General features: G+C 37.9%; 27 protein-coding genes and 5 pseudogenes. 6 read left to right on the top strand and 26 right to left on the bottom strand.

Going from position 1 to position 26,301, the window contains the following annotated elements:
- Positions 1-13 precede the first annotated feature (13 nt).
- From EDX97_RS08255 to EDX97_RS08245, 3 genes are read right to left on the bottom strand one after another with little or no spacing between them, the layout of a single operon-like run.
- Entirely contained in the window at positions 14-748 is a 735-nt protein-coding gene (locus EDX97_RS08255; RefSeq protein ID WP_128520706.1) for an ABC transporter ATP-binding protein, read from the bottom strand.
- Positions 745-2,250: an ABC transporter permease/substrate-binding protein gene (locus EDX97_RS08250; RefSeq protein ID WP_245978040.1), complete on the bottom strand. Its 1,506-nt coding sequence runs from the start codon at positions 2,248-2,250 to the stop codon at positions 745-747. The genes EDX97_RS08255 and EDX97_RS08250 overlap by 4 nt, the downstream gene beginning before the upstream one ends.
- Positions 2,250-2,861: a 4Fe-4S binding protein gene (locus EDX97_RS08245; protein WP_128520704.1), complete on the bottom strand. Its 612-nt coding sequence runs from the start codon at positions 2,859-2,861 to the stop codon at positions 2,250-2,252. The genes EDX97_RS08250 and EDX97_RS08245 overlap by 1 nt, the downstream gene beginning before the upstream one ends.
- Positions 2,862-3,051: 190 nt before the next feature.
- Between EDX97_RS08245 and EDX97_RS08240 the strand changes: the two genes are divergently transcribed.
- Entirely contained in the window at positions 3,052-3,417 is a 366-nt protein-coding gene (locus EDX97_RS08240; RefSeq protein ID WP_128520703.1) for a hypothetical protein, read from the top strand.
- On the opposite strand, the gene EDX97_RS08235 is transcribed toward EDX97_RS08240, so the two are convergent.
- From EDX97_RS08235 to EDX97_RS08195, 9 genes are all read right to left on the bottom strand, one after another.
- Entirely contained in the window at positions 3,410-4,525 is a 1,116-nt protein-coding gene (locus tag EDX97_RS08235) for a diaminopropionate ammonia-lyase (RefSeq protein WP_128520702.1), read from the bottom strand. The genes EDX97_RS08240 and EDX97_RS08235 overlap by 8 nt on opposite strands.
- A gap of 1 nt (position 4,526) precedes the next feature.
- The gene (locus EDX97_RS08230; RefSeq protein WP_183164320.1) at positions 4,527-5,300 is read right to left on the bottom strand and encodes a DUF2971 domain-containing protein; all 774 of its coding nucleotides are present in this window, start codon (positions 5,298-5,300) and stop codon (positions 4,527-4,529) included.
- 29 nt (positions 5,301-5,329) lie between these two features.
- Positions 5,330-5,893, bottom strand: a complete 564-nt coding sequence (locus EDX97_RS08225; RefSeq protein ID WP_128520700.1) for a hypothetical protein — start codon at positions 5,891-5,893, stop codon at positions 5,330-5,332.
- A 17-nt stretch (positions 5,894-5,910) separates the two neighbouring features.
- Complete coding sequence (gene gpmA, locus EDX97_RS08220) at positions 5,911-6,654, bottom strand: 2,3-diphosphoglycerate-dependent phosphoglycerate mutase (protein WP_128520941.1); 744 nt, start codon at positions 6,652-6,654, stop codon at positions 5,911-5,913.
- A gap of 62 nt (positions 6,655-6,716) precedes the next feature.
- Positions 6,717-7,202: a GNAT family N-acetyltransferase gene (locus EDX97_RS08215; RefSeq protein WP_128520699.1), complete on the bottom strand. Its 486-nt coding sequence runs from the start codon at positions 7,200-7,202 to the stop codon at positions 6,717-6,719.
- A complete protein-coding gene (locus EDX97_RS08210; protein ID WP_128520698.1) occupies positions 7,199-7,588 on the bottom strand; it encodes a flavodoxin family protein in 390 nt (129 codons plus the stop codon). The genes EDX97_RS08215 and EDX97_RS08210 overlap by 4 nt, the downstream gene beginning before the upstream one ends.
- A gap of 14 nt (positions 7,589-7,602) precedes the next feature.
- Positions 7,603-8,715 (bottom strand): cation diffusion facilitator family transporter, encoded by a 1,113-nt coding sequence (locus EDX97_RS08205; RefSeq protein ID WP_128520697.1) that lies wholly within the window; start codon positions 8,713-8,715, stop codon positions 7,603-7,605.
- The gene (locus EDX97_RS08200; protein WP_128520696.1) at positions 8,702-9,136 is read right to left on the bottom strand and encodes a MarR family winged helix-turn-helix transcriptional regulator; all 435 of its coding nucleotides are present in this window, start codon (positions 9,134-9,136) and stop codon (positions 8,702-8,704) included. Before EDX97_RS08200 ends, EDX97_RS08205 begins: the two co-directional genes overlap by 14 nt.
- Entirely contained in the window at positions 9,137-9,682 is a 546-nt protein-coding gene (locus EDX97_RS08195) for a glutathione peroxidase (RefSeq protein WP_128520695.1), read from the bottom strand.
- 194 nt (positions 9,683-9,876) lie between these two features.
- On the opposite strand from EDX97_RS08195, the gene EDX97_RS08190 reads away from it, so the two are divergent.
- Positions 9,877-10,377, top strand: coding sequence for a DUF2798 domain-containing protein (locus EDX97_RS08190; RefSeq protein WP_128520694.1), 501 nt, complete (start codon positions 9,877-9,879; stop codon positions 10,375-10,377).
- Positions 10,378-10,401: 24 nt separating this feature from the next.
- Here the strand turns inward: EDX97_RS08190 and EDX97_RS08185 are convergent, their stop codons facing one another.
- Positions 10,402-10,992, bottom strand: a complete 591-nt coding sequence (locus EDX97_RS08185) for an HD domain-containing protein (RefSeq protein ID WP_128520693.1) — start codon at positions 10,990-10,992, stop codon at positions 10,402-10,404.
- 101 nt (positions 10,993-11,093) lie between these two features.
- On the opposite strand from EDX97_RS08185, the gene EDX97_RS08180 reads away from it, so the two are divergent.
- Positions 11,094-12,359 carry a methionine gamma-lyase family protein gene (locus tag EDX97_RS08180; RefSeq protein ID WP_128520692.1) on the top strand — a complete coding sequence of 422 codons (1,266 nt, stop codon included), beginning with the start codon at positions 11,094-11,096 and terminating at the stop codon, positions 12,357-12,359.
- 11 nt (positions 12,360-12,370) lie between these two features.
- Here the strand turns inward: EDX97_RS08180 and EDX97_RS08175 are convergent, their stop codons facing one another.
- The 12 genes and pseudogenes from EDX97_RS08175 to EDX97_RS08125 form a co-directional block, all read right to left on the bottom strand.
- Positions 12,371-13,117, bottom strand: a complete 747-nt coding sequence (locus tag EDX97_RS08175) for an SDR family NAD(P)-dependent oxidoreductase (RefSeq protein WP_128520691.1) — start codon at positions 13,115-13,117, stop codon at positions 12,371-12,373.
- 21 nt (positions 13,118-13,138) lie between these two features.
- Positions 13,139-13,696, bottom strand: coding sequence for an elongation factor P (gene efp / locus EDX97_RS08170; RefSeq protein WP_128520690.1), 558 nt, complete (start codon positions 13,694-13,696; stop codon positions 13,139-13,141).
- A gap of 72 nt (positions 13,697-13,768) precedes the next feature.
- On the bottom strand, positions 13,769-14,179 hold the full coding sequence (locus EDX97_RS08165) for a peptide deformylase (RefSeq protein ID WP_128520689.1): 411 nt from the start codon (positions 14,177-14,179) through the stop codon (positions 13,769-13,771).
- Positions 14,180-14,242: 63 nt separating this feature from the next.
- Positions 14,243-15,490, bottom strand: coding sequence for a Cna B-type domain-containing protein (locus EDX97_RS12265; protein ID WP_478209482.1), 1,248 nt, complete (start codon positions 15,488-15,490; stop codon positions 14,243-14,245).
- A 33-nt stretch (positions 15,491-15,523) separates the two neighbouring features.
- Positions 15,524-16,018, bottom strand: a pseudogene (locus EDX97_RS12295) (Cna B-type domain-containing protein); the annotation flags it as partial.
- A 14-nt stretch (positions 16,019-16,032) separates the two neighbouring features.
- The coding region (locus EDX97_RS08155) for a Cna B-type domain-containing protein (RefSeq protein WP_221175923.1) at positions 16,033-18,255 on the bottom strand (2,223 nt) is incomplete at its 3' end.
- 210 nt (positions 18,256-18,465) lie between these two features.
- Positions 18,466-19,143, bottom strand: a pseudogene (locus EDX97_RS08150) (transposase).
- A 271-nt stretch (positions 19,144-19,414) separates the two neighbouring features.
- Entirely contained in the window at positions 19,415-20,173 is a 759-nt protein-coding gene (locus tag EDX97_RS08145) for a methyltransferase domain-containing protein (RefSeq protein ID WP_128520686.1), read from the bottom strand.
- A 672-nt stretch (positions 20,174-20,845) separates the two neighbouring features.
- Positions 20,846-21,817 carry an alpha/beta hydrolase gene (locus EDX97_RS08140; protein ID WP_128520685.1) on the bottom strand — a complete coding sequence of 324 codons (972 nt, stop codon included), beginning with the start codon at positions 21,815-21,817 and terminating at the stop codon, positions 20,846-20,848.
- Positions 21,818-21,825: 8 nt separating this feature from the next.
- Positions 21,826-22,230 (bottom strand): annotated as a pseudogene (locus tag EDX97_RS08135) (cupin domain-containing protein); the annotation flags it as partial.
- A 26-nt stretch (positions 22,231-22,256) separates the two neighbouring features.
- On the bottom strand, positions 22,257-22,598 hold the full coding sequence (locus tag EDX97_RS08130) for a cyclophilin-like fold protein (protein ID WP_277633521.1): 342 nt from the start codon (positions 22,596-22,598) through the stop codon (positions 22,257-22,259).
- 25 nt (positions 22,599-22,623) lie between these two features.
- Positions 22,624-22,941, bottom strand: a pseudogene (locus EDX97_RS08125) (carboxymuconolactone decarboxylase family protein); the annotation flags it as partial.
- A 143-nt stretch (positions 22,942-23,084) separates the two neighbouring features.
- On the opposite strand from EDX97_RS08125, the gene EDX97_RS08120 reads away from it, so the two are divergent.
- From EDX97_RS08120 to mmuM, 3 genes and pseudogenes are all read left to right on the top strand, one after another.
- Complete coding sequence (locus EDX97_RS08120) at positions 23,085-23,660, top strand: TetR/AcrR family transcriptional regulator (RefSeq protein WP_128520681.1); 576 nt, start codon at positions 23,085-23,087, stop codon at positions 23,658-23,660.
- A complete protein-coding gene (locus tag EDX97_RS08115) occupies positions 23,657-24,172 on the top strand; it encodes a nitroreductase family protein (protein ID WP_128520680.1) in 516 nt (171 codons plus the stop codon). Before EDX97_RS08120 ends, EDX97_RS08115 begins: the two co-directional genes overlap by 4 nt.
- Positions 24,173-24,319: 147 nt before the next feature.
- A pseudogene (gene mmuM / locus EDX97_RS12160) lies at positions 24,320-25,150 on the top strand (homocysteine S-methyltransferase); the annotation flags it as partial.
- A gap of 12 nt (positions 25,151-25,162) precedes the next feature.
- On the opposite strand, the gene EDX97_RS08105 reads toward mmuM, so the two are convergent.
- The gene (locus tag EDX97_RS08105; RefSeq protein ID WP_128520679.1) at positions 25,163-26,299 is read right to left on the bottom strand and encodes a tyramine oxidase subunit B; all 1,137 of its coding nucleotides are present in this window, start codon (positions 26,297-26,299) and stop codon (positions 25,163-25,165) included.
- Between the last annotated feature and the right edge of the window lie 2 nt (positions 26,300-26,301).

The following is a 26,301-nucleotide window of genomic DNA, read 5'->3' as shown; positions in this document are numbered from 1 at the left end:
TTCTCCTTTTTAACTAATATGGATGATGATTCACCAAAGAAACTACAAAATCATTGGTTGGATGATCCATCAATTCTTGTGGACGATCAAATTGAACGATTTCTCCATGATCCATAACCATTACTTTTGTTCCTAATACTAAAGCTTCTTCGATATCATGGGTCACAAATAAAATTGTAATGCCCGTTTGTTGATGAATTCGTTTGATTTCGTTTTGAAGTTGAGAACGAGTGATCGCATCCACCGCTCCAAAAGGTTCATCCATCAATAAGATGTCCGGACTAGCCGCCAGTGCTCTAGCAATCCCAACACGCTGTTGTTGACCACCAGACAATTCATGAGGATAACGATCCATCATGGATGGATCCAAACCAACAATATCCATCCATTTTTGCACAGCATCTTTGGTCGCTTGTTTATTTTTCTTGTTCCAAAGCGTAGGTACATAAGCAATATTTTCACGAACTGTCATATGTGGAAACAATACGCTTCCTTGAATCACATAGCCAATATTCCGACGCAATTGAATCAGATCCACATCTTTTAGATTTTTTCCATTCACAAAAATATCACCCGCCGTAGGTAAAATCAAGCCATTGATCATTTTTAAGAACGTCGTTTTACCACAACCCGACGAACCAACAATCGTCACAAATTCACCTGGATCAATGGATACATTCAAATCCTCAATGATCGTATTTTGATCATATGCTTTTTTTACATGCTTCATTTCAATGACTGGATTCATTGGATATGTTTCCTTTCTAGAAAAGCCTTGGCAACTGCTTTTGGTTCTTTCTTTTGGGTTTCCACTTGATAATTCATTTTTGCCATTTCGGCTTCACTGATTGAATTGTCCAGTTTTTTTAGAACAGTTCGTAGTTCTGGATGTTTTCGCAACATTTCATTACGCACCACATTGCCACATTCATACGAAGGATAAAACTGTTTATCATCTTTTAGAACAACCACATCCGCTTGAGAAAGTTGACCATCCGTCGTAAAAATATTCATGACATCGATTTGTTTATTATTGATAGCTTGATACTTTAAACCAATATCCATATCTTTGGTCGAAGCGAAATGGAAACCATAAGCATTACAAAGTGCATCATAGCCATCTTCACGTTCAAAGAAATCATATTCAGCACCAAAGGTTAATTGATTGGATACCGCCGCCAAATCGGAATACGTATGTAAATCATATTTTTGCGCTAGATCTTTTCGGACGACCAGACCATAGGTGTTATTAAAACCATACATGCCCACCCACGACATATCATATTTTTTGCTATAGTCTTTCTCTAATTTAGAAAATAACTTTTCTGAATAGGTTCCCTTCTTTTTCAACACCATATTCCAAGCTGTACCTGTATATTCTGGATATAAATCAAACTCGCCTTTTTCCATACCGGGTTGAATATTGGAAGTTCCACCACCAACACCCGTCGTGACTTCTACTTTCAAGTTGGTGTCCTCTTCAATCAATATTTTTAACATTTCACCCATAATATATTCTTCCGTCATTGGTTTGGTCGCAATGTGAATCGTATCTTGTTGATATGGGAAAAATAAATGCGTGATAAAAATAGCACAAATCACCAAAACAGTAATCAACAGGGGTTTGTTTTTCTTATGTTGTTTCATTCGTTTTTCAACGATGGATAGAATTCCATCGGCAACAAGTGCTAATAAGGCAATCAATAAACTACCCGCCAAAGTCATGGACGTATTATTGGTGGTAATACCACGATAAATCGCAACACCTAAACCACCAGCCCCAATAAAAGAAGCAATACCACCCAGAGCAATGGTCATGGTCACCATATTGCGAATACCAGATAAAATCACAGGCATGGCCAAGGGCAACTTTACTTTCCAAAGGGTTTGAAATCGTGTCGAACCCATACCAGTTGCTGCTTCGACAATGGCTGGATCAATGGTTGTCAGACCCGTATGGGTGTTTCGAACCATAGGCAATAACGCATAAATCGTTAAAGCAATGATGGCGGTCGCATTGCCAATACCAGAAAATGGAATTAAGAAACCAAGCATCGAAATAGAAGGAATCGTGTAAAGGAAATTGATCACATTCAGTGTCGATTTGGCACTTTTTTGAAATTCACTGATCAAAATACCGACCAATCCACCAAAGACAATCGCAATCAATATCGCAATCAAAGAAATTTCAATATGCTCAATTAATAATCCCGCAAAAAAATCCCATCGATTGATCAATAAAGTAAACACTATTCACCTCTTCGAACAATGGCTTGTACAGGACAATTTTCATAACACAAACCACAATGCAAACAATGATCTTGTTCAATCACAAAAGGCGTTCCGGCTTGGATACATTGTTGCGGACAATTTCGCTGACATGTACCACAACCGATGCAAGAATCGGTAATAAAGAATCCATGTTCTTGTAGAACTTCTTGATCCAAACGGAAACTTTGTCGTTGGATTGGATGTTTACTTAAGTCAAAAAATTCGATTTGGCCATTATCTACCACAAATGGCTCCAAAATGTAGCGAGAATCACCTGGATAGACATCATTCATCACTGGATTGGCTGCAAAGATTCGATTGATCCAAACTTTCTGCTCTTTTAATTGCTTAACCGTTCCATGCAAACGAACCATTTGAAAATCCCTATTCAGTCCCGTAATCGCAATGTGCGGATTCTTGGTAATTTGGTTATAAAAATCCTTACCACGTGCTGTACAAAAATATAATTTATGATCTTCCACCAACATCACATCAATAATTCGATTATGGGGCATTCCCTTTTCGTCAACCGACGCAAACGAAACATCTTTGATATCTCTTAATATTTGTAGACAAGTTTGTGCATTCATAGTATTTCCTCATTTCTATATTTGTAATATAAATTATTTCATTTAACATGTCAATGCTTTTATTACATTTAAAATCTTTGTAAAGAATCCTGATTTCATTTTATTTGATGATATAGTAAACCCATGAAAACAGAGAGAGATCGAGACCTATATTGCCTACTACAAGTCGGCTATCAAACAAAAAAGGAAATTGATTCAAGATTATCAAAAGAAATTGAATAAGTTGATTGAAAAAGAAAAATTTAAAGATTTGCCTTTCTATGCTACATTGATTTCTTGGAATACCTATGAAATGGAAGCCCAAGAATTATGTTTAAAAGGATTAAAAAAGATTGGAAAAAAAGATCAGATTGATCAATTGATCGATGACTACTCCAAAAAAATCGATAAACAAAAGGCCAAAATCCACGGTGTGGATCCGGACTTAAATGAATCAACCATTGAGATGTGGTATGAAACCATTGCCAATAGCGATTTGATGCACCATCTGGTGAAATACCAAGGCTGGTCCATGTTTGTAGAAGATCTAAAAGCTATCCAAGATAAAACTATATAATCAAACAACGATCTTCCCCTACTACACTTTGGTAGAAGAAAGGATCTGTATCCCCTTCGGTATTGATCAATAAAATAGAGGCATCTTCATGCATCTGAAATTGGTTTCGCAATGTTTCCGATTTAACGATACGATCCAATAATCCCATGGTCACTGCACTCGATTCACCCGCAACCATATCATTTGTTTTTAATACGTGCATTCCTCGAATGGCCGCATCATCTTCACAAACACAAAAATAATTGGCACGTTTTTGAATAATTGGCCATGTGATCAAACAAGGCGTGCCACAATTCAGTCCTGCCATGATCGTTGGCTCACAAGCTATGGATGTTCTTTTTCCTTGGTTCATCGAAGCATATAAACAAGGAGCTCCCGCCGATTCAACAATGATGAATTGCGTTGTTGGATAGACGCGAGAAAATGCATCGATCATGCCACCGGCCATAGCTCCTACACCTGCTTGTAGAAAAATATGGGTTGGTGGTGTAGTCATTTGATGAATGATTTCCTGTGCCATGGTTAGGTATCCTTCGATGATCCAAGTTGGAATTTGAGTGTACCCTTCCCATGCGGTATCTTGAATCAAGATCCAATGGTTTTCTTGTGCCAAATCGCTTGCCTTTTGGACCGCTTGATCATACGAAAGATCTGTGATCACGGCTTGAACATTTTTTCTTTCCATCCGTTTGCGTCGTGCTTCACTGGATCCTTTTGGCATCAAAATATAGGCCGCACAACCAAATAAAGAAGCCGCCCAAGAAACACCGTGGCCATGATTTCCATCGGTTGCACACACAAAAGTCACATCGTGATGATCCATCGATCGTAGTTGGTCAAAAGAGGTTGTTTTTGGATTCAAATAATTTCTTTTACATAAGATACGAAACATCGCATAGCTACCACCCAAACTTTTAAAGGCTTTTAAACCAAAACGTTGCGATTCATCTTTAATACAGAGATTTTTGAAATGATGTTGACTCGCATAAACCGGCCAATCAATCAGTGGTGTAGGGGTATATCCTGGCAATTGTTGATGAAAGCCAATGGCATCTTGTGAAAAAGTAGGTTTAATATCTTCTATATGTTTATTTTCCAATATTTCCATATCAATACCTCAATTTTAATTTTGATAAATTGACATCCACATCATAACCTAATGATTCTAAGTATTGTGTCATTCCTTTTTTGGCTAGATCCACATGATTCTTGGGTGCTACAGTCACACAATCAATCGGTAATGTATCCAACTGAATCTCAATATATGGCAATAAGAATCCTACTTTTTCACGAAATAATATTTTTTGTTTATGGGGATTACGAAAAACAATGCGATATTCTTTTTCAGCGGCAAATTCTTCTTGTTTAAAGAAGAGAGCATACGTATTTAATTTTCGTTTCAATAAGGTAAAGTCATCTTCTTTTTTTACATCTTCAAACAATTCTTCGATCAAATGTTTTTGTACTTCTCGTGAATAAATCACATGACCATGATAAAAAATTTCTTTTTTCTTGCGAATTTGTGTCAATAATTCATCGGCACGAAAGGCAACATTATATCCCGTATTATCTCCAAATTCGGACCAAAGGGTAATACTGTCTTTATCGGTAGAAAACGAACAGACAAATGTATCGTGTCGTTTGGATTCTTCAATGGTATTGACAACTTCGGATAATAACAGTTCTTGTAAACCAGAATCTGCCAACTCTTCAATTACTTCTTTGGTGACATGGGTAATATAATCCATTTCATTGGTATCATTTAAAAAACTACTCTTGGTCGCATATAAAATCTTAGTGGCTAATATGCTTTTTAAACTACTGCATTTTGTGTAGTGATATAAATTGTCTTTCTTAGGGATATGTTTAATTCTTAGTTCCATATATTCATTATAATCAAAAAAAGGATAAATCATCGCTGATTTACCCAAATCTTTACAATATTTTGCATATGTTCATCCATGTCTTGACGAGCTTTGCCATGTACGCCTAAATGATAGCCAATCGGCAACATGGATCGAGGCAAAAGTTGATTCTTCTTTTGATCGTATTGAAATGGCATGCACACACATCGACAATCTTGTTGGAGGGATGCAAACACCGGATCTTGTGTGGTTCCAATACACATCAAGAATCCTCGTATCGATGAAATGTTTATATCCGTAATATCCGGATTGGATACTATGGTCAAGGTAACTTGTGGATGCGTGGCTGCTACGGCTAAAGCCATGTGTGATTGTTCACTTAGCTCTAAGATGCCAATCTTACGAATGCCTTGCGAATGCAAAAAGCTAATGATACGTCCAAAAGCTGAAATGTCCGCATCTGGTTTTGCCACAAACGCATGACAATGATTGCGATGGGCCCATTTCACAGCTCCTTTTGTGATCTTACCAGTATCCACAATAATGAATGCATGTACTTTAGCGAGAGTCGTTTGATAGAACGTTCCCTCCTTGATTTGAATGTCTTCCATAACGACTCCTTTCCTTTTTACTTAGCTTTGCCTTGATTGGCAACTGCTTTCATTTTCGCTTGGATAGCGTCTGGATCGCCTAAATAATACTTTTTCTGTACGTGAAAGTCTTCATCAAATTCATAAACCAAAGGAACACCCGTTGGAATATTGACACCCACAATGGTATCTTTATCCATATTCTCGAAATATTTTACCAAAGCACGAATCGAATTGCCATGGGCGGCAATCAACACGCGTTTTCCGGCTTCCATATCTTTTTTTATGTTGGCTTCATAATAAGGAATGACACGATCGATCGTGGTTTCTAAGCTTTCTGCCAAGGGCAATGCTTTGGCATCCACATTGCGATACATCGCTTGATTGGCAGGATTACGTTCATCGTTTACATCCAATAGGGGTGGCTTTACATCAAAAGAACGACGCCAAATCTTTACTTGATCTTCGCCATATTTCGCAGCTGTATCAGCTTTATTCAAGCCTTGCAGTGCTCCATAATGCCGTTCATTGAGATGCCAGCTTTTATGAACGGGTAACCAATTACGATCCATTTCATCCAAGATATGATTTAATGTATGGATTGCTCGTTTTAAATACGATGTATAACATACATCAAAATCATAACCTTCTTGTTTCAATGTCTGGCCAGCTTGAATGGCTTCTTGATGTCCTTTTTCACTCAAATCGACATCAGTCCATCCCGTAAAAAGATTGGCTCTATTCCATTCGCTTTCACCATGACGTACTAATACTAATTTCATTGTTTGCATATACATATCTCCTAGTTAGTTATATCTAACTATAAATAGTATATGCCTAACTATTAAAATGTCAATCGCATTTGATGCCAACGAACACCACCATGTACACTTTTCTCACTGATGCCCTCATCGATAAAACCAAATTTGGCATAATACGGAACCAATGCATCTTTACAAGTTAATACAATTCCTTTTCGATTTTGGCTTTGAGCATCATCAATCATTCGTTCCAACAATTTGGCTGCATAACCTTTTTTTCGATAAGAAGGTAACGTATTCACACCAAAGATCATTTGCCATTGTCCAGCTTCATCATGCAAGCTCGCTTTTTCATACATTTCATCGCTTAGATCTTTTTGATTGGTTACAAATCCATCCACAAAGGACACAATTTGATTTTCATCGATCAACAACCAGAAATGATTCCCATAATATTGAATTCGTTTCGCAAATTCGTCTTTGGTTGCTGCTTCTGCTTGAGGAAAACAAGCCGATTCTATTGATGCAATCGCATCTAGATTGGCCATGGTTGCCTGTCGAATGCTCATAGACATTGTTTCGCAAATTTCTTTGCTTGTTCCAATTGAGCTTGGCTGGCTTTATTTTTAACATAGAACGTCTCTGGTACCACTTTAATTCCTTTTTCTTCTAGTTGTTTGCGCATCAGATCCAAGCTATGTTTCGAGATCCAAGAAGTTGAAAATAAAACGGCTTTCTTCACGTTTTTTGCATCGAGCTCATTTAAATATATTTTTAAATGTTTATCTAATCCATAGGCATATAATGCCCCACCCACAAATAACGTATCAATGGATTGGGTGATTTTGGCATCGGCCTGATCAACCGAAATGGCGGTCGTACCAATCGCTTGTGCTATGGCATCAGCCACTAATTTCGTATTACCGGAACGAGAATAATATCGAACTGCATTCATATCTAAATCCTCCTTTAATCGGAAATATCGGCATCCAATTGTACATAGAAAGAGTAAATCGGATACTTTCTTTTTACTTCATTCACAATTTCTTGATAAAGTGCATGACGATCTTCGACATCAAAATCAATAATGATATCAAAACGAATTTGTCGTTTGCCATTATCCAAATAAAAACCGTGCATTTGCAGAACATGTGGATGACTCATGACCATACGGCGGATATCCGCTTCAATGATCGCGGATGATTCATCATTGACATTTTGCGAATAGATCGAGATACCAGTCAAGATGACACCTGTATCTTTGTATGTTTTTTCGGCAATATGACGCTCTAATGTATCGAGTTCTTTGGCCGTCATACTGGATGGTACTTCAATATGTACCGAACCTATCAAACGATCGGGTCCATAATTATGAATGATCAAATCATAGGCACCTTGCACTCGATCAAATGTCTCAATACTGGCTTTTACTTTTTGCGAAATATCTGCATCGATTCGTTCTCCTAAGATTTCACTGATCGTATCTCTTAACATTTCAAAGCCCGACTTAATGATCACGATCGCAATGATCACACCTAACCAGGCTTCAATACTGATATGGCAGAAAAGATATAGGATAGCTGCAACCAAGGTAGAAGTAGAAACGATGGAATCGTTCAAAGCATCCTGACCAGAAGCAACCAAAGCATCGGAATCTACGGTTTGACCAACCTTTTTAACATACGATCCCAAAACAATCTTTACAATGATGGCCACAAAAATAATGAGCAAAGTCACAATGGAATAGGTCGCGGTTTCCGGATGCACAATTTTTTTGATGGATTCTTGTAGAGAAGTAATGCCAGCATATAAAACGATAACAGAGATAATCGAAGCACTTAAGTATTCAATGCGTCCATATCCCAAGGGATGTTTTTTATCCGGTTCCTTACCTGCTAACTTTGTGCCAATGATCGTGATCAAACTGCTCAAGGCATCACTTAAGTTATTGACCGCATCCAATGTGATAGCGATGGATCCGGAAATCAATCCAACAATGGCTTTAAAAATGGCCAACGCAATATTTGTGATAATCCCAATGATACTGGTTTGAATAATCTTTTTTTGTCTACTTTGATTCATAAAGATCACCTTCTAGTATTGTATATAATAAATCATAAAGTTCTTTGGCTTGCTTTCTTTCTAATGGAATACAAGAACCAATTTTCAAAGGAACTTCTTTGACTTGTTCTTTCATGGCTTTTCCTTTATCGGTTAGATAGATCAAAACTTGTCGCTCATCTTGGGGATTGCGTTTTCGTTCGATCCATCCTTGTTTTTCCATTTTCTTTAGCAATGGTGTCAATGTCCCATTATCTAAGAATAAACGACTACCAATATCGCCTACCGGAATGCCGTCTTGTTCCCATAGAACCATAAAAGTAATATATTGCGTATACGTAATACCCAATGGTTTTAGATACGGTGTATATAAGCCTACCACTTTGCGGGCTGCCGCATATAAAGGAAAGCACAATTGATTTTCTAATTTTAATGCATCCATTTAAATCAATTCCTGAACAGCTTGTTTCACTGTTTCCATCTTTTCTGTTGGTTCAAAACGAGCCACCACATTTCCCTTTCGATCAATTAAGAATTTTGTGAAATTCCATTTAATATTTGGATTGTCTTTATAATCCTTATCGATCTTTTTCAACATAGCGGACATAGCCAATGCTTTCGGACCTTTGCCAAATCCTTTAAAGCCTTGTTGGGACTTCAAGAATGTATACAATGGCAATTCATTTTCACCATTCACATCACTTTTAGTCATTTGGTCAAATTGTGTATTGTATTTCAATGTACAGAATTGATGTACTTCATCATCGGTTCCTGGTGTTTGCCCTGCAAATTGGTTACATGGAATATCAATGATTTCTAATCCTTGATCATGAAATTCTTCATACATGGATTCTAAATCTTTATATTGTGGAGTAAAACCACAACCAGTTGCGGTATTAACAACTAAAACAACTTTCCCTTGATAGTCTTTCATCGAAATTTCTTCATGATTACGATTGGTTACGCTATAATCATAAAAACTTGTCATATTTGTTCTCCTTTTATATTTTGTGCTATTATATTTTATGCAATATATTCGGATTGTCAAATTCTTCTTTGAAATAACTTTTAATCTTTGATAAAATGCAACTCGGACAGAAAAATAGTTTGATCCTGCGGGTAGCATGGATGTTGGTAGACATCTCCATGTTGCCTTTTTTTATTTTAAGGAGGGAGAATCGTATGCCAAAAACAAAGAAACAAGGAATCATTTTTGGTTTGATCATGTCCTATGCCATGGCTTATGGTATGGAAGTTTACAATACCGCCATCAAAGATGGATTTTCTTTACGTCTTGGTGGTTTTAGTACCATGACAAATCATGTTTTTCTACAAGCATTATTGGAAGCCCTTTATATGGGCGTCTTTGTCTTTATCATTTCCAATTTATGGGGAAATCGCTTTGGTGCCAACTTTGCCCAAAAAGTTGTGGATCCACAAAAGGATAATCCTTATTTTTGTCGATTGATGCGTCAAGTTGGAACCGTAGCCATTATGTGTCCAAGCATGAGCATGGTTGCTTCGATCCTATTCAATGTGATCTTAGCCCATCAAGCCATCTATAACTTACCTGCTATTTGGGTAGGTACGGTTTTAAAAAACTTTCCCATGGCTTTTTTCTGGAACATGTTTGCGGCGGCACCGTTTACGCACTGGCTATTCGAAAAGATCTATCCCAACTAAAAAAATATGCAGATGCATATTTTTTTAATCCTTGATCAAATTTCCCTTTTTAATATTTTCCTGCAAAATGTCATCAACCACCGCATACAGTGTTTCCGATCCCATCTTGGTTTTTACTTGTCTACCATAGACTTGACTGGCATGCACATGATGTTCTTTCCAATCGCCACCATCATTGCTATTATTCAACAATAAAGGTTGGAGATTATCCATCGCATGCGCAAATCGAGCTTCGGCCGTTTCATTGGCTTCAAATTCATCAAATAAGGCTATCATTTCGTTTTTTTGGTCATCTGGCAATAACGAATAAATACGTTCTTTAGCGGCGTCTTCGCGTGCTTTTTGTGTAGCTATTCCTGCTTGATCATACGCATAGGTATCACCTGCATCAATTTCCACAATGTCATGAATCAAACTCATGATCATGACTTTGCCAATATCAACAGGCTCATTCGCATATTCTTGTAAGATATAGGCCATGATAGCCATGTGCCAAGCATGTTCAGCATCGTTTTCACGACGTCCATGATGGGTTAAATGGGTTTGTCGAAAAATATTTTTTTCTTTATCAATTTCTAACGCAAATGCCAATTGCTTTTGTAGTCTTTCTTCCATTTTTTCACATCCTTTGTTTGTATTATAAAGCATTCTCTAAAAACTGCTCGAATTTTTATGGTGTTTAGTCCATAATAGATAAGCACGAAAAGGAGAAATCTATGATTATTAATCAAATTGAGACAAAATTACTGGAACTTGGGAAACAAGCCGATATGGATTGTAAAGATATATATGCACAAATCGATGAAGTCTGTTTAAAGAATTCGGATCGCGTCTTATCGGCATTTATTGAAAATAATGTATCCTATACAGATTTTGCGGAAATGAATGGATATGGCGAATTTGATGAAGGAAGAAATAAATTAGAACGCATCTTTGCGAGCGTATTAGGTTGTGAAGATAGTTTAGTTCGTCCACAGATCATGAGTGGTACCAATGCCCTATACTTAACATTTTCGGCTTTATTAAAACATGGAGATACTATGATTTCCCTATCGGGAAAGCCATATGATTCGTTACAAGAGATGGTTGGATTAATTGGAAATTCGACTCAATCATTAAAGGCGTATGGGGTCAAATATGAACAAATTGATTTAGTGGCTAATCAATTCGATGAGGCAAAGATCGTCAAACGTTTACAGAAACAAGATGTGAAATTGGTAGAAATCCAACGTTCTCGTGGCTATTCTTCGCGTCTTTCTTTATCTATTGATCAAATAGCGCATGTAATCCAAGCCATTCGAAAAGTGAATACGGATGTTATTATCATGGTGGATAATTGCTATGGAGAATTAGTGGAAACCCTAGAGCCTGGTCATGTTGGTGCAGATGTTGTCGTAGGTTCCTTAATGAAGAATCTTGGTGGTGGTGTAGCTTCAAGTGGGGGCTACATTGCGGGAAGAAAAGATTTGATTCAAATGGTTGCCGATCGATTAACAGCGCCTGGTATTGGTAAGAATCTAGGGGCCAACTTCAATCAAAACAACGCATTCTTCAAAGGCATTTTCATGGCACCAACAGCTGTTCGCAATGCGTTAAAAACCCAAGTCTTTGCTGCCTATATGTTAGAAAAATTAGGATATAAAAATGTATCGCCAACATGGAAAGAAAAGCGGACCGACATCATTCAAACCGTAGAATTAGGTAGTGTGGATAACCTAGTACAATTTACGCAAGGCATCCAATCGGCTTCTCCAATCGATTCGTATGTACGGATCATGCCAGCACCGATGGCTGGATATCCCTTTGATGAGGTCATGGCAAGCGGTAGTTTCACCAATGGATCAACCATTGAATTAAGTGCCGATGCACCTGTTGTTCCTCCTTATACTTTATATATGCAAGGTGGTCTATCGTTTGAATATGGTAAATTATCGATCTTGCTCGCATTGACCAATATTGAAAAAGCCAGTGAAAAAAAATAATTCACTGGTTTTTATATGCTTCCCATTTGTCCGCCATCGATACGAAGAATGGAATTATTGATATAATCGGCTTGATCACTGATTAGAAACTTGACAAGATGCGCTACTTCTTCTGGTTTTCCATAGCGTTTCACCAGGATCTTTTCACATTCGGATCGCAGAAAGTCTTCATCATAGCCTTCTAATTCGCTTTCTGTACCAATAAATCCAGGTGCAATCGCATTCACATGTACATAGGGTGCAAATTGCACGGCTAGATCATGGGTTAGTGCATTCAATGCGGCTTTGGATGTATCATAATCAAAACTCATTGGATAGTAGGTATTCATACCATTGGTAGAAGAAATATTAATGATTCGTCCATATTCTTGTTTTAACATATGTGGATAAACGCGTTTGGCACAATTATATGCACCCACTACATTGACATCCAATGTTTTACGGAATTCATCGGCTGTCTTTAAATGAAAGAGATTGGATAAATCAATCCCTGCATTATTAATAAGAATATCGACTCCGCCTAGTTTTTCATCAATCAAAGAAACCATTTGATCAACTTCTGCTTCTTTGGATACATCGGCTTGTATACATAAACATGGTACAGAATACATATCTTGTATTTGGTTTTGTACAGCTAGAGCCTCTTGTTTTGAAGAGCGATAATTAATCACAATCGCATATCCAGCTTGAGCCAATTCAAACGCAATGGCTTTTCCGATTCCTTTGGCTGATCCGGTAATTAATACAACCTGATTCATATTGAAAAAAAGAGCTTATGACTAAGCTCTTCCTGCATACTTTCCATCTTCGGTGTTGACCAAAACTTTTTCGCCTTGTGCAATAAATTGAGGAACACGAATCGTTAATCCCGTATCGGTCACAGCATCTTTTGATTGTGTAGATGGAGCCCCTTTGATGGCTGGTGTTGTTTCCACGATGGTCACTTCTACTTTTCCAGGAAGTGAAATTGTTAAGCATTCCCCTTCAAAGAAAACCAAACCAACATTCATTCCTTCTGTTAGGAAGTTCTTATTGAAACCAACTTGTGCTTCATCCAATTCATACATATCGTATGTTTCATTATCCATGAAATAATAAACACCACCCGATTCATAAGAATATTGGGCTTCTTTTTTCTCAATGATTGCTGCTTCGAATTTTGTATTCGCGTTGAAATTTCTTTCTTGCGTAGAACCCGTTTTTAAGTTCTTCATCTTTGTTTTTAAAATGGCAGCTCCTTTACCTGGCTTTACATGCATAAAATCTAATACTTGCCAAGGATCGCCATCTACCATAACTGTTAATCCTGTTTTAAAATCTCCAGCTTCAATTGCCATACTTACTCACCTTTACCTTTTACCAAACTATTTTACCAAGGAAGCCATGGATATTCAATGAGAAGATGGAAATCAAATCAAAATGCCATCCAAATGATCGATTTCATGCTGAATAATTTGAGCGGTCCATCCATGAAATACTTGTCTCTTTTTATGAAAAGAAAAATCTTGATACTCTACTTCAATCGTTTGATAGCGCGTGGTTTTACGAACCCCATCTAAAGATAAACATCCTTCCTCTGCTTCAAAAGGAGATGTTTTCTTAATAATTTTTGGATTGAACATAGCCATAAGAAAAGGCCCCACATTCACAACAATAATGGCTTTGGGAATACCAATCATATTGGCTGCCATACCTACACATTCCTCACTATGCGCTTGTAAAGTATCAATTAAATCACGCGCAATGGAAATATCTTCTTTTGTAGCAGGTTTCGCTTTTTGTTTTAAAACAAGTATATTTCTTTCGATGGGTTTAATCATAGGCCACTCCTCCGTTTTCATTATATCGAAAAAGACTGGGAGTTGCCCAGTCTTGATCTAGTTTTATTTCACAAATCTTCTTCTAAAGAATGCAATCGCAAGTAAGGAAACAATAGTTGATAATGAATAGAATCGTACATTGGTTTCCATTCCTGTATTTGTACCGCTCGTATGATTTGTTTTCTTACCCGTTGTTGTTCTATGAGTCGTATGTGTATTGGTAACGATATAACCCTTGATTGCATCTCCTGTAATGATAGATTTGTATCCTTTTGGAACCGATACTTCGGCAATACTGTATTGGATATCTTTACCCTTCTTCTTGGCATCTAGATCCGTAAATGATCCACTCCAGTTGTTCTTTTCATCCAGCGTCAATGTCTTGTCGGTCTTTTCACCATTTGCTAATAACTCTACAGTAATCTTTTCTGGTCGGATACCATCTTGGTTATTACTATCTTTCCAGATCTTCTTGACACTTACGCTGGTCTTACCAACTTTATGCGTATTTGTGAAATCATTACCCTTTTGGGTGGTCGTGTAATCCTTAACTGCATCTTCACTGACTGTATATGTGATTTCTTGACCATTCGCATATTTAGGCAAGTCATTAAATGCATATGTCCAGTTGCCATCTTTATCTGCTTTGACTTCTTGTTTTTGGATTTCTTTGCCATCAGCCATCAATCGGATCGTGATACTGTCTGGTCTTGCACCATCTTGGTTGTCATTATCGGCCCATGTCTTCGTACCACTGATATTTACTGTTTCCGTCTTATGACTATTCGTCAATACAAATCCAGATTTGGCATCGCCACTTGTCGATGTTTCATAATCTTTGACTTCATCTTCTTTGACTGTGTATTCAATGGCTTTGCCATCTTTATTGACATCCAAATCATTGAAGCTTGCTTTCCAGTCATTCTTTGCACTTAATGTAACAGTCTTGCCAGTATCTTTACCATCTGCATAAAGATGTACGGTAACTTCTGTTGGTCGTTTACCATCCTGGTTCTTTGTATCATCCCATTCTTTCTTGACAGATACACTTGTTTTCTCAATCTTATGTGTATTGATCAGATCATAGCCTTTGACTTCTGAAGTATATCCAGCTACTTTATCTTCTTTAATGGTATATTTTATTTCTTTGCCGTTGTCATATTTTGGCAAGTTATTAAATGCATATGTCCAGTCCCCAGCTATTTCTTTGGATTGCACATCTTCTCCGTTAGCCATCAAAGTAACGGTGATCTTATCTGGACGTTTGCCATCCTGGTTGTCGTTATCTTTCCAGGTCTTCGTACCGCTGATATCTACCGTTTCCGTCTTATGCGTATTGTTGATGATATATCCTTCAGTCGCATTGCCACTGATTTCGGATGTATATCCCTTTGGAACAGATACTTCCGCAACACTGTACGCAATGGCTTTGCCCTTCTTCTTGGCATCTAGATTCGTAAACGATCCACTCCAGTTGTTCTTTTCATCCAGAGTCAATGTCTTGTCGGTCTTTTCACCATTTGCTAATAACTCTACAGTAATCTTTTCTGGTCGGATACCATCTTGGTTATTATTATCTTTCCAGATCTTCTTGACACTTACGCTGGTCTTACCAACTTTATGCGTATTTGTGAAATCATTACCCTTTTGGGTGGTCGTGTAATTCTTAACTGCATCTTCACTGACAGTATATGTGATTTCTTGACCATTCGCATATTTAGGCAAGTCATTAAATGCATATGTCCAGTTGCCATCTTTATCTGCTTTGACTTCTTGTTTTTGGATTTCTTTGCCATCAGCCATCAATCGGATCGTGATACTGTCTGGTCTTGCACCATCTTGGTTGTCATTGNGTAATTCTTAACTGCATCTTCACTGACAGTATATGTGATTTCTTGACCATTCGCATATTTAGGCAAGTCATTAAATGCATATGTCCAGTTGCCATCTTTATCTGCTTTGACTTCTTGTTTTTGGATTTCTTTGCCATCAGCCATCAATCGGATCGTGATACTGTCTGGTCTTGCACCATCTTGGTTGTCATTGTCAGCCCATGTCTTCGTACCACTGATATTTACTGTTTCCGTCTTATGACTATTCGTCAATACAAATCCAGATTTGGCATCACCACTGATTGAAGTATCATATCCATCTACCTTGTCTTCTTGTACAGTATAGGTAATGGCTTTACCACTCTTTTTACTATCAAGATCGGTAAAGGATCCATTCCAATTATTGTCTGCATTCAATTCAACTGTCTTGTTTGTATCTTCACCATCCGCAAATAGATGGACAGTAACGCTATCCGGGCGTTTACCATCTTTGTTGTTGGAATCGTTCCATTCTTTCTTGACAGATACACTTGTTTTTGTCTTCGGCCGATTGGTTGGAGACACTAAATGGTGATTATGATAATGCCATTCACCGCCTTTGGAATTATACGAATTGGCAACCAAGATTCCTGCACAAGTTTTATCTTTTGTTATGGTTGCATTTGGAAAAATGAATACACCGGCTGTACTATTACTACTACCAATTTTAACAGATGTTGCATTTGGTCCATAGAAAATGACTGAATTGATGATACCATCTGCACTAGGGTTTGTATCCGCAACATAATTGACCATTTGAACCCCGTTGATTTGATAATCGTCTATTTCCAAAGACGTACTTGTACAATAAATGATGATATTTTGATCTGCATTCTTTTTGATATTGAATCCTTGATTTCCATTTCTAGAAAAGGAAGAATCATCAAATTGAAGTACATAGGTACCAGGACCTTTATTTGTGATATCAACGGCAACACCGTCATTACCAACCGTTTCCTTGATGGTTGGAATATTGGATGGTAAGGTGCTACTTACATTACTGCCTATGGTATTAATGATACCGCCTACATCCATTGGCTGATGAACGATTTCTGTTTTTGGATCCAGATGATCTTTCGCAAAAATATCGTTATTTTTTTCATAACTTGCCCATGCATCATCTCCTAAATAAATATGATCTGGTGGCAGTTTGAAACGCAATGGTGTTCCAGAAACAATACTACCGATGTAATCATCACCACCCGCATTGGCATAGTTAGCAGATGCACCTGTATCAAACGCATTTGATGCATAACTTCCTACCATTAGGTTTGTTTCCGTATCACCATCTTGAGAATAGGTATTGGCAATCACGCCATAATTGTTTCCTTCCCCCAATACGGTTTCTAAATTAAAACCATTGGCAGCAACCGGATCTAAGGTTTCTCCAGTTTTTGTTACAGCAACAACACTAAAGCTATTTAGACTAAAAGTTAAGGCTTCATTACGAACCGAAGCATTGGCGGCAACATCTTCTACTTGCACATCACCTGCACCAATTGCAGTTGCTTGTGCTGTTGAATCCACACTTGACTTGATCGATGGAATTAATGGCAAATGTTTTACTTGGACATCCGCATCCTCTTTTGCTTTGATGTCATCGGCTAATTGTGCATTCTTAAACGATACATTGATCGTTACCGAGCCATCTGCTGGCTGTACTTCCACTCTTTTTTGGTTTCCATCCACATGATAGAATGCGATATCATATAATAACGTATTCTTCTCCGAATAGTCTTCTTGTGTATTCGCATTCAAAGCATCCATATACGCTTGATAATTATAAGTGCCTGAACCTTTTGTTACTGGTGTAACAACAAACTCTGCATCATCGGGAATGGCAGAAACATCCGATAATGTGGCCGTTACCTTTACCGAGCCATCTTCATAATCATACGTCGTTTTTGTATCTTCTTTTTCTTTATCTTCAGTTTCCGTAGTAGTTTCATCCGTTTTTTCGGATGCATCTTTTTCTGCTGTTACATTTTCAGTACTGTTTTCACTCGATACATTCTCCGTAATGTTTTGATCCGTTGTAACTGGTGTCTGTTCATTCGTTGCTTCACCATTTGCATCTTCCGTAACCACATTGGTAGGTGTTGTATCTTGAGCAATCGCAGAAACTTGCAGATTACTAAAGACCATACCAAAACAAATCACAAAACTCGCAAATCGTCGTGCAATATCCTGCCATTTTGATTTCATAGTCCTCTCCTTCTCTCTTAAAATAAGCATCAATCGATAAAACTAATTTTATGGCTTATTAGATACTATAATTCTAGCATCATATAATAAGATGTGAATTATTATTTTCATTTAATCTCTTTTTAATATCCATTTTTGTAAAATGCAATCCGCCTTGATAGTTCAAATAATTTTGTGTAAACAGTCCTCCCTGCAGAATAATGCGTGCTGTTATTTGTATCGTTGACCAAACATATCAACCAGTTCCTTTTGAACTTTATTGAATCCACGATGTATACGATTGGAAAATTGTTGGTTATATTCCATGAAGTAGGTTCATACAAAACGTTCCAATGATGCTTCATTGGGAAACTGTTCTTTCTGTTTGATCTTCCGTTTCAATTGCTTGTTCAAACCTTCGATTTGGATATCTATCTTTGTATGTCTCAATAAAATCAGCCAATGCCTTATTAGCTTCTTCTGATGTTTTACATTGATATACCGCTTTCGTCATATTTGAAATCGTTGCCGGTGTATAGGCATGCCCATACATTTTCTCGATCAGATCACTGATTTCCGAAGTGGTGATTCCTTTGGAATAAAGCTTGTAGGATCGTCGTTTCCAGATCATCTGTATTTCGTTTATAAGGTCGGATGGTCTGCTGCTTGAATTCACCGTTACGATCTCTTGGTACCTGAACCTCGATATCGCCATAGCGGGTCGTATTCGTACGAGCATAGTAGCCATTTATTTTATCCAGCCGTGTCATAAGGTTCATAATCAAGAAAGCTGGTTAGTTCTGTTTTCAGAAGAAAATTGACACAGGATTCAATTTCTGAACGAACAATTTCATCAATTGATGAAGCTGAGGATAAAGCTTTGTAGAGTTCTGTGTTAAAATTAGACATGGGAAGTCTCCTTTTGAATTTGTTTGGTCACAATTATTTCTACAAGGATTGACTTCCTTTTTTTATGCAAACGGAACTTCTAACGTTTACAAAAACATTTTATGCTATCTCCGTCTTTCCTTATATTTTATTAGGATATTGGAAAAAAGAAAAAAATGAACATTGTAAGATTCCATCTATCAATCACTTTATGCCCATACAAAAAAACCCATTGCAGGGCATCACATTACCAATATCCTACAACAGGCAATCATTCATTCCATTGATTGTGCTATTTTCTCGCAATAAAAAATAATCTTGGCATTTTTAATAAAACTGAACCATTTTTTTGTATGGGTATTTCTTTTTGAAGAATACGCATTACATCTGAAATAAACTCTTCCTTTTTCGTTTCTGATAATAAATTCAAATAAGGCCGCAATCCACTTCCTTTATACCATTCAATAATTGCGTCATGATTTTCTAATACATGATAATATGTTGTTTCCCACATAGTCACATTTGAAATTGGCATTAAAATATCAAATGTTTCATTCGGTGAGAGATTATGAAAATTATGTATATTCCTTAATCTATTCCATTTTTCTCTGGTTAATACTTCATTTAAACAGCGATAAAAAATAGCTGTTTGTACCATTGGCATTTGTACAGCTAAGACACCATGGTCATTTAATTGATTGATCAATTTTGGCAATAAAGTAGAATGATCCGGAATCCAATGTAACCAAGCATTCGAAAAAATCAAATCATACGAATCCAATGATCCTAGATCATTTGGAATATTAGCTTCCTGAAAAGAAAGATCAGGATACGTCATCTTGGCCTTCGCTAACATATCTTGCGATTGATCAATACCCAGAAGATGCGCTTTTGGAAAATACTTTTTTAATTGATATGTACTGTTTCCTGGACCACATCCAATATCTAAAATAGAATTTGGTTTACCGTCTATACGATGAATCAAATCAATAGATGGCTGGGTCCGTTCTCTTTCAAATTTTTTATATTGTTGCGCATTCCAATCTGCCATGCTTCCATTCCTCTTTTCCATTTAAATACATATAATTATACAAATCATCCATGTTCCATTCAATTATGCGTGCAATCAGACGTTTCGTTCACAAAGCATTTTTAATAACTTTATGTACCATTTCATGACCTTTCTTTTATGTTTTATCGCTTTTAACGACTTCTTCATGTATTTGATATATTTATGTCATTTCCAGTGTAATGTATCTTTTTCATGCTTACAAAAAAAATCGGCAAATTTCTATTCAGAAATCTTGCCAACATATTTATGCAATGATTTTTTCAATCCATTGATTGATTTCATCGATATCCGTTTCCTAATGATCACCCCCCATTGGCATCAAAGTAAATTTCCATTGATAGTTGATTGCTTGTTTACACTCCTTCTTCATATCTTTGATTACATGTTCAGGACAGCCTGCATGGGTTATAAACAGAATGAATATTTTGCCTTGCCACCGTTTGAATAGGTGGCATATATCCTTGATTCACTTCTCGTTTTCCTTAATCTACCACATCTTGATAAGATTCTGTGTAGGGTTGAATGGTATCAATGGTTGCTAAGGTCGCATTCGTTTCGTATTGCAATTGGACCATGAATAATAAACAATCAAAACTTGATTCATATTTTTTCTTGCTCCTCTGATTTAGGATAGATTCTTCTACCCTCCGCCTATTTTAAATATTGATGGAAAAAAGCTTCCATTTTATCAAAGGGAATCACTTCCAAATTGTCATACAAATCCGTATGTACAGCATTGGGAATGATCACCAATTCCTTATTGTCGCCTTTCAATTTTTTAAACGCATCTAGTGAAAAGTAACAAGAATGTGCTTTTTTTCCATGAATGACCATGACCGCATTGCGAATCTCACTTGCATAACAATGAATAGGCATATTCAAGAAAGACAAAGAAGATGTTACATTCCATCCACCATTGGAATTCAAAGAACGAGGATGATAGGCACGATGTTTATAATATGCCACATAATCTTTCACAAAGAATGGTGCATCTTCATCCGCTTCTTCCGGTAAGCCACCTACCAATGCATACGTGCCTGTCTTATAGTCAATGGTACGTTGCGCATTCAATTGTTCTCTTAAGGCATAGCGATCATCTTCACTCATCGCATCAAAATAACCATTGGCCGTCACTCGACTCATATCATACATCGTTGATGTCACGGTTGCTTTGATACGTGTATCCATAGCAGCGACATTCAAGGCCATACCGCCCCAACCACAAATACCAATGATACCAATCTTTTCTGGATCGACATTATCTTGTACCGATAAGAAATCAACAGCCGCACTAAAATCTTCCGTATTGATATCTGGTGAAGCAACATAACGAGGTTGTCCACCACTTTCACCCGTATAAGAAGGATCAAACGCAATCGTTAAGAAACCGCGTTCGGCCATAATTTGGGCATACAAACCAGAAGCTTGTTCTTTGACAGCGCCAAAAGGACCGGCAACCGCTAATGCCGCAAAGGGTTCCTTTCCTTCTTTAGGAATGTACATATCAGCAGCTAAAGTAATGCCATATCGATTATGAAATGTGATCTTTTTATGATCGACTTTATCACTTTTTGGAAAGGTTTTATCCCATTCTTCAGTTAACTTCAATTTTTCGTTTTCCATGTTTCCTCCTAAAGTGCTTCATAAGCATCGGCATCGACAGGTTCTAACCATTCATTCGAAGTATTTTCACCCGGTACTTCCAAAGAAATATGAGAGAACCAACTATCTTTTTTTGCACCATGCCAATGTTTCGTTTCCGCTGGAATCACAACAACCGTTCCTGGTGTTAATGATTGAGCAGGCTTGCCTTCTTCTTGGTACCAACCTTCACCAGCTGTACAAATTAAAATTTGTCCACCACCTTTCGAAGCATGATGAATATGCCAATGATTTCGACATCCGGGTTCAAATGTGACATTTGCCAAAAATAAAGGCGATGTCTTTGGATCCACCAATACATTCAAGAATGAATTTCCGACAAAATATTGTGCAAATCCATCATTAGGTTCACCCGTTCCAAATATATTCATCTTTTCAAATTCTTCTTTGTTTAAAGTTTTCATTTTGTTTTCTCCATTTGAATTTTTAAACTCACTTTATTCGGTAAAGCTTTTACCTTTTCTAACGCATCTTCTTCTAAATGACCAATGATCATCATATTTCGATACGAAGAAGATATTTCTTGTCCACCATACAATATCGCAAACCATCCATCACAAAGACTAATATCGCCATTGTGCCAACCATCTTGGGTTTCTAAAGGATCATAGATACCATTGGCTGCCATACAACAATAATCCATGCCCGAATCTGTTCCACTCAGACATAAGGGCAATCGCTTTTTAAAATCCTTTGCAGCCAATGTATCATTTAAACGAGCATATAATATCGTATCGCCCATATGAATAGATATCCGATTATTCTCCATATACTTCTTTCGCTAAATTGAATACTGCCCATGCTTTTGGCCAACCAGCATAGAAAGCCACATGGGTGACGATTGCTGCCATTTCCTTTTGTGATACACCATGATCTTTCGCATTCTTGATATGATATTTCAAAGAACTATCCGTAATTCCTTGAGCCATTAACGCAACCACCGTAATAATGCATCGTGTTTTCACATCAATATCCGGATTGTTCCAGTTTTCACCAAATAATACATCATCATTAAAATGCGCAAATTCCGGTGCAAATGCACCCAAAGCATCTCTTCCTGCTGTTTGTACAATTTTATTTGCCATATGGCCACCTCCTGTTTCTATCCATGTGTTGATTATTTCTTGCAAGGTTATTATTATTTATTTGATAGAAGAAAACAATCTCCAGATTTTTGATCCTGGTGTTTATGCCACACATTCAAAAATATGGATAGAAAAGAGGTCTCATGCCCCAAAGAAAACCCGATCTTCGCGTCATCAAAACCCAAAAAGCCATCAAAAATGCCTTCAAAGAAATGGTCATGGAAATGGATGCATCCAAGATCACCGTCAAAGAATTATCCGAACGAGCCCAAATTCATCGCAAAACCTTTTATCTTCATTACACGACCATGGAAGCCTTATATGAAGATGTATTAAAAGAAGTTTCTGAAAGCTATTATCAAGCCATTGATCAAATTGCTCCCGATGCTCCCTTTACTGAAGTGAATTGTGTCTTTTTTACCTTTATGGCTCATCAGGAACCGTATGTAGAAAAAATGGTATGTGACCCAAGTTATCGGGATTTTGCCGACAAACTCTTTCTCGCTACCCTTTCCCATAATCGCAATCGGTATAATCCCTATCAAGACTATTCACGACCGGAACAAAATATCATCAATACCTTTTTAGCGTTGGGATCGGTCAATATTTATCGTCGATGGGTCGCCGATAAGAAAATGGTTCCCTTAGAATCACTCATCGAATTAACCAATCAATTATTTATGAATGGCATCGCATCCATTCGAAAGGAAAAGAAATGAATTTTGAAGAACTATTATTTCAACGTCGCAGTATTCGCAAATACACAAAGGAAGATATGAATCCAGACACCCTACAAAAAATCCTCCAAGCCGGTTTACTCGCACCTTCGAGCCGAAATAAAAAACCGTGTCAATTCTATGTCATCCAAGATAAAGACATCCTCAAACAACTGAGTACGATTAAACCATCAGGCACATTTATTGGTGATGCCAATGCCGCCATCATCGTGATGGCCGATGCCTCCCTTTCTGATGTTTGGATCGAAGATTGTTCCATTGCGATGAGTTATATGCAACTCATGGCTACCGCATTACAGGTAGGTTCTTGCTGGGTCCAAATGCGCAAACGAACAAATGCACTTGGAAAAGATGCCGAAGAAGTTGTTAAAGAAATAGTGGGTGCACCCCAAACATATCGTCTTGTAGGTATTCTATCGTTGGGTCTGCCAGCACAAATTCTACCACCACATACAATCGATGATGTCGATGCATCAAAGATCCACAAAATATAAAAGGGGAAACACATGCAACGAATCGATCTCCAAGATGCGTTAAAAGCTGTAGGCGGCATCCTGATCATGGATGGCTCGATGGCCACTGCCCTGGAAAACTTGGGTTATGATCTTTCCGACAAACTTTAGACGGCCAATCTCTTAGCAACGCACCCCGAAAAAATCAAACAGGTTCATCTGGATTATTTGAATGCCGGTGCCAATTGTGGTATCACCGCCAGTTATCAAGCCACCATCCCTGGTCTTATGAAAGCCGGATATTCCATGGCCGAAGCAGAGCGAATCATCCAACAAGCCGTACAACTCTTTATGGAAACGCGTCAAGAATGGCTCAAAACCAATCCCCACGCTGTTGTCCCTCTTTGTTTAGGTGCTTGTGGTCCGTATGGAGCCTATTTGGCCGATGGCAGTGAATATCGTGGTCACTATGATGTTTCCGATGAAACGTGAATCGATTTTCATACCAAACGAGCCCAATTATTATGGGAAAGCGATGCAGACCTGCTTTTGTTTGAAACGGAACCCTCCCTCCATGAGGCATTGATTGAAGCAGAAATTGCCGAAACGATGAAGGCAGATTATTGATCAGTTTTTCATGTAAAGATGGTAGCCATACTTGTGAAGGAACCCCCATTGAAACCTGTGTAGAAATTCTTTTAAAAGACCATCCGCACTTAAAAAATGATGGGTGGCAATTGTACAAATCCTCTCTATATCCAAGAATTGATCACGCGCATGAAAAAGCACACTTCCTTGCCCATTGCCGTCTATCCTAATAGTGGTGAAACCTTTGATCCGCTTACGAAAACATGGTCAGAAGCCGGAAATCCATCACGTGCATTTGGCAAACTTGCCTATACATGGATGGAAGCTGGGGCTTGTGCGATCGATGAATGTTGTCGAACCGATACAAGCCATATACGCAAGATAAAAGAAGCTCGTGAGCGGTTTTATCAAGCCCAAAAAAAGCTCGAATGAACGAGCTTTTCATTAGATCATTTGTGGTACATCCCAAAGATTTAAAGTTTGACCAATGCCTTTTTTCAATGCATTTCGATAGACCATCGTTCCCCAAGCGATATCCTCAATGGGCATACCACCTACGGAATAAATGATGACTTCTCTTTCTTTTCGATGTACAGGAATATTTCCCAATATCACATCACCCAGATCATCGACTTGATCCAGTGACATCTTGCCTTCAGCAATTAGATCCATCACATGCACGGCCGGAATCGGTACCGTCTTATAGGCATCTGGCTTCATCTCTTCTTCCCAGGCTTCATATAATTTAATATTATCGGTCACCGTTCGGGCACGATGAATCACAAAATCATCATCAAATCGTAACGCTGCAGTGGATTCGATCACCGCGCCTGGTTTGATCCATTCTTCCGCAATATATGGATAAATCGATGTATCTCCCGTTGTTGGTGTGGAAGTGGAAACCGAAACAATATCCGCATCTTTAACTGCTTCTTCGATCGTTTCGACAGGATATACATCCACATTTGGATAGGTGTCTTTGACATGTTGCACAAATCGATTCAAAGAGGCTTTTCCACGACCTTTTACTTTCACGGTTTGAATACTTGGACGCACCGCCATCGCTGCTGCTAATGCCGTCTTGCTCATGACACCTGGCCCGACAATACCGATCACTTTGGCATCGTCTTTCGCAAAATATTTAAAGCCAACTCCAGGTACAGCCCCTGTTCGATAGGCGGATAAAATATTGGCTGACATGAAAGCCTTTGGCGCTCCGGTATCTTTATCATTTAAGATCAAAGTCAAGATGGAACGAGGCAATCCCTTCTTCTTATTTTCCGTATTGGATCCATACCATTTCATTCCGGCCATATCAAACTTGCCACCTAAATAAGCTGGCATTGCCATGAATCGACGATCCGGTCCATCCACCGGCATTTCAGGAAATTTTGATTTTTCCGGGAACATGACCATACAGCCATGCGAATTTCCATTAGCACCACCCATTCGATAGTTTCCTATCTTCAATAATTTAAACATCTCTTCCATGGTTTCCACACAAGATGCCATATCTTTAACACCCGCTTTCACCATATCTTCTTCATTTAAATATAAGAAATCAATTTTCGGATACGCCATGA

This window comes from Absicoccus porci, assembly GCF_003725415.1.
Taxonomy (GTDB): Bacteria; Bacillota_I; Bacilli_A; order Erysipelotrichales; family Erysipelotrichaceae; genus Absicoccus; species Absicoccus porci.
Note: the sequence above shows the minus strand (reverse complement) of the source record. Positions and strands in the feature narration are given on the sequence as shown.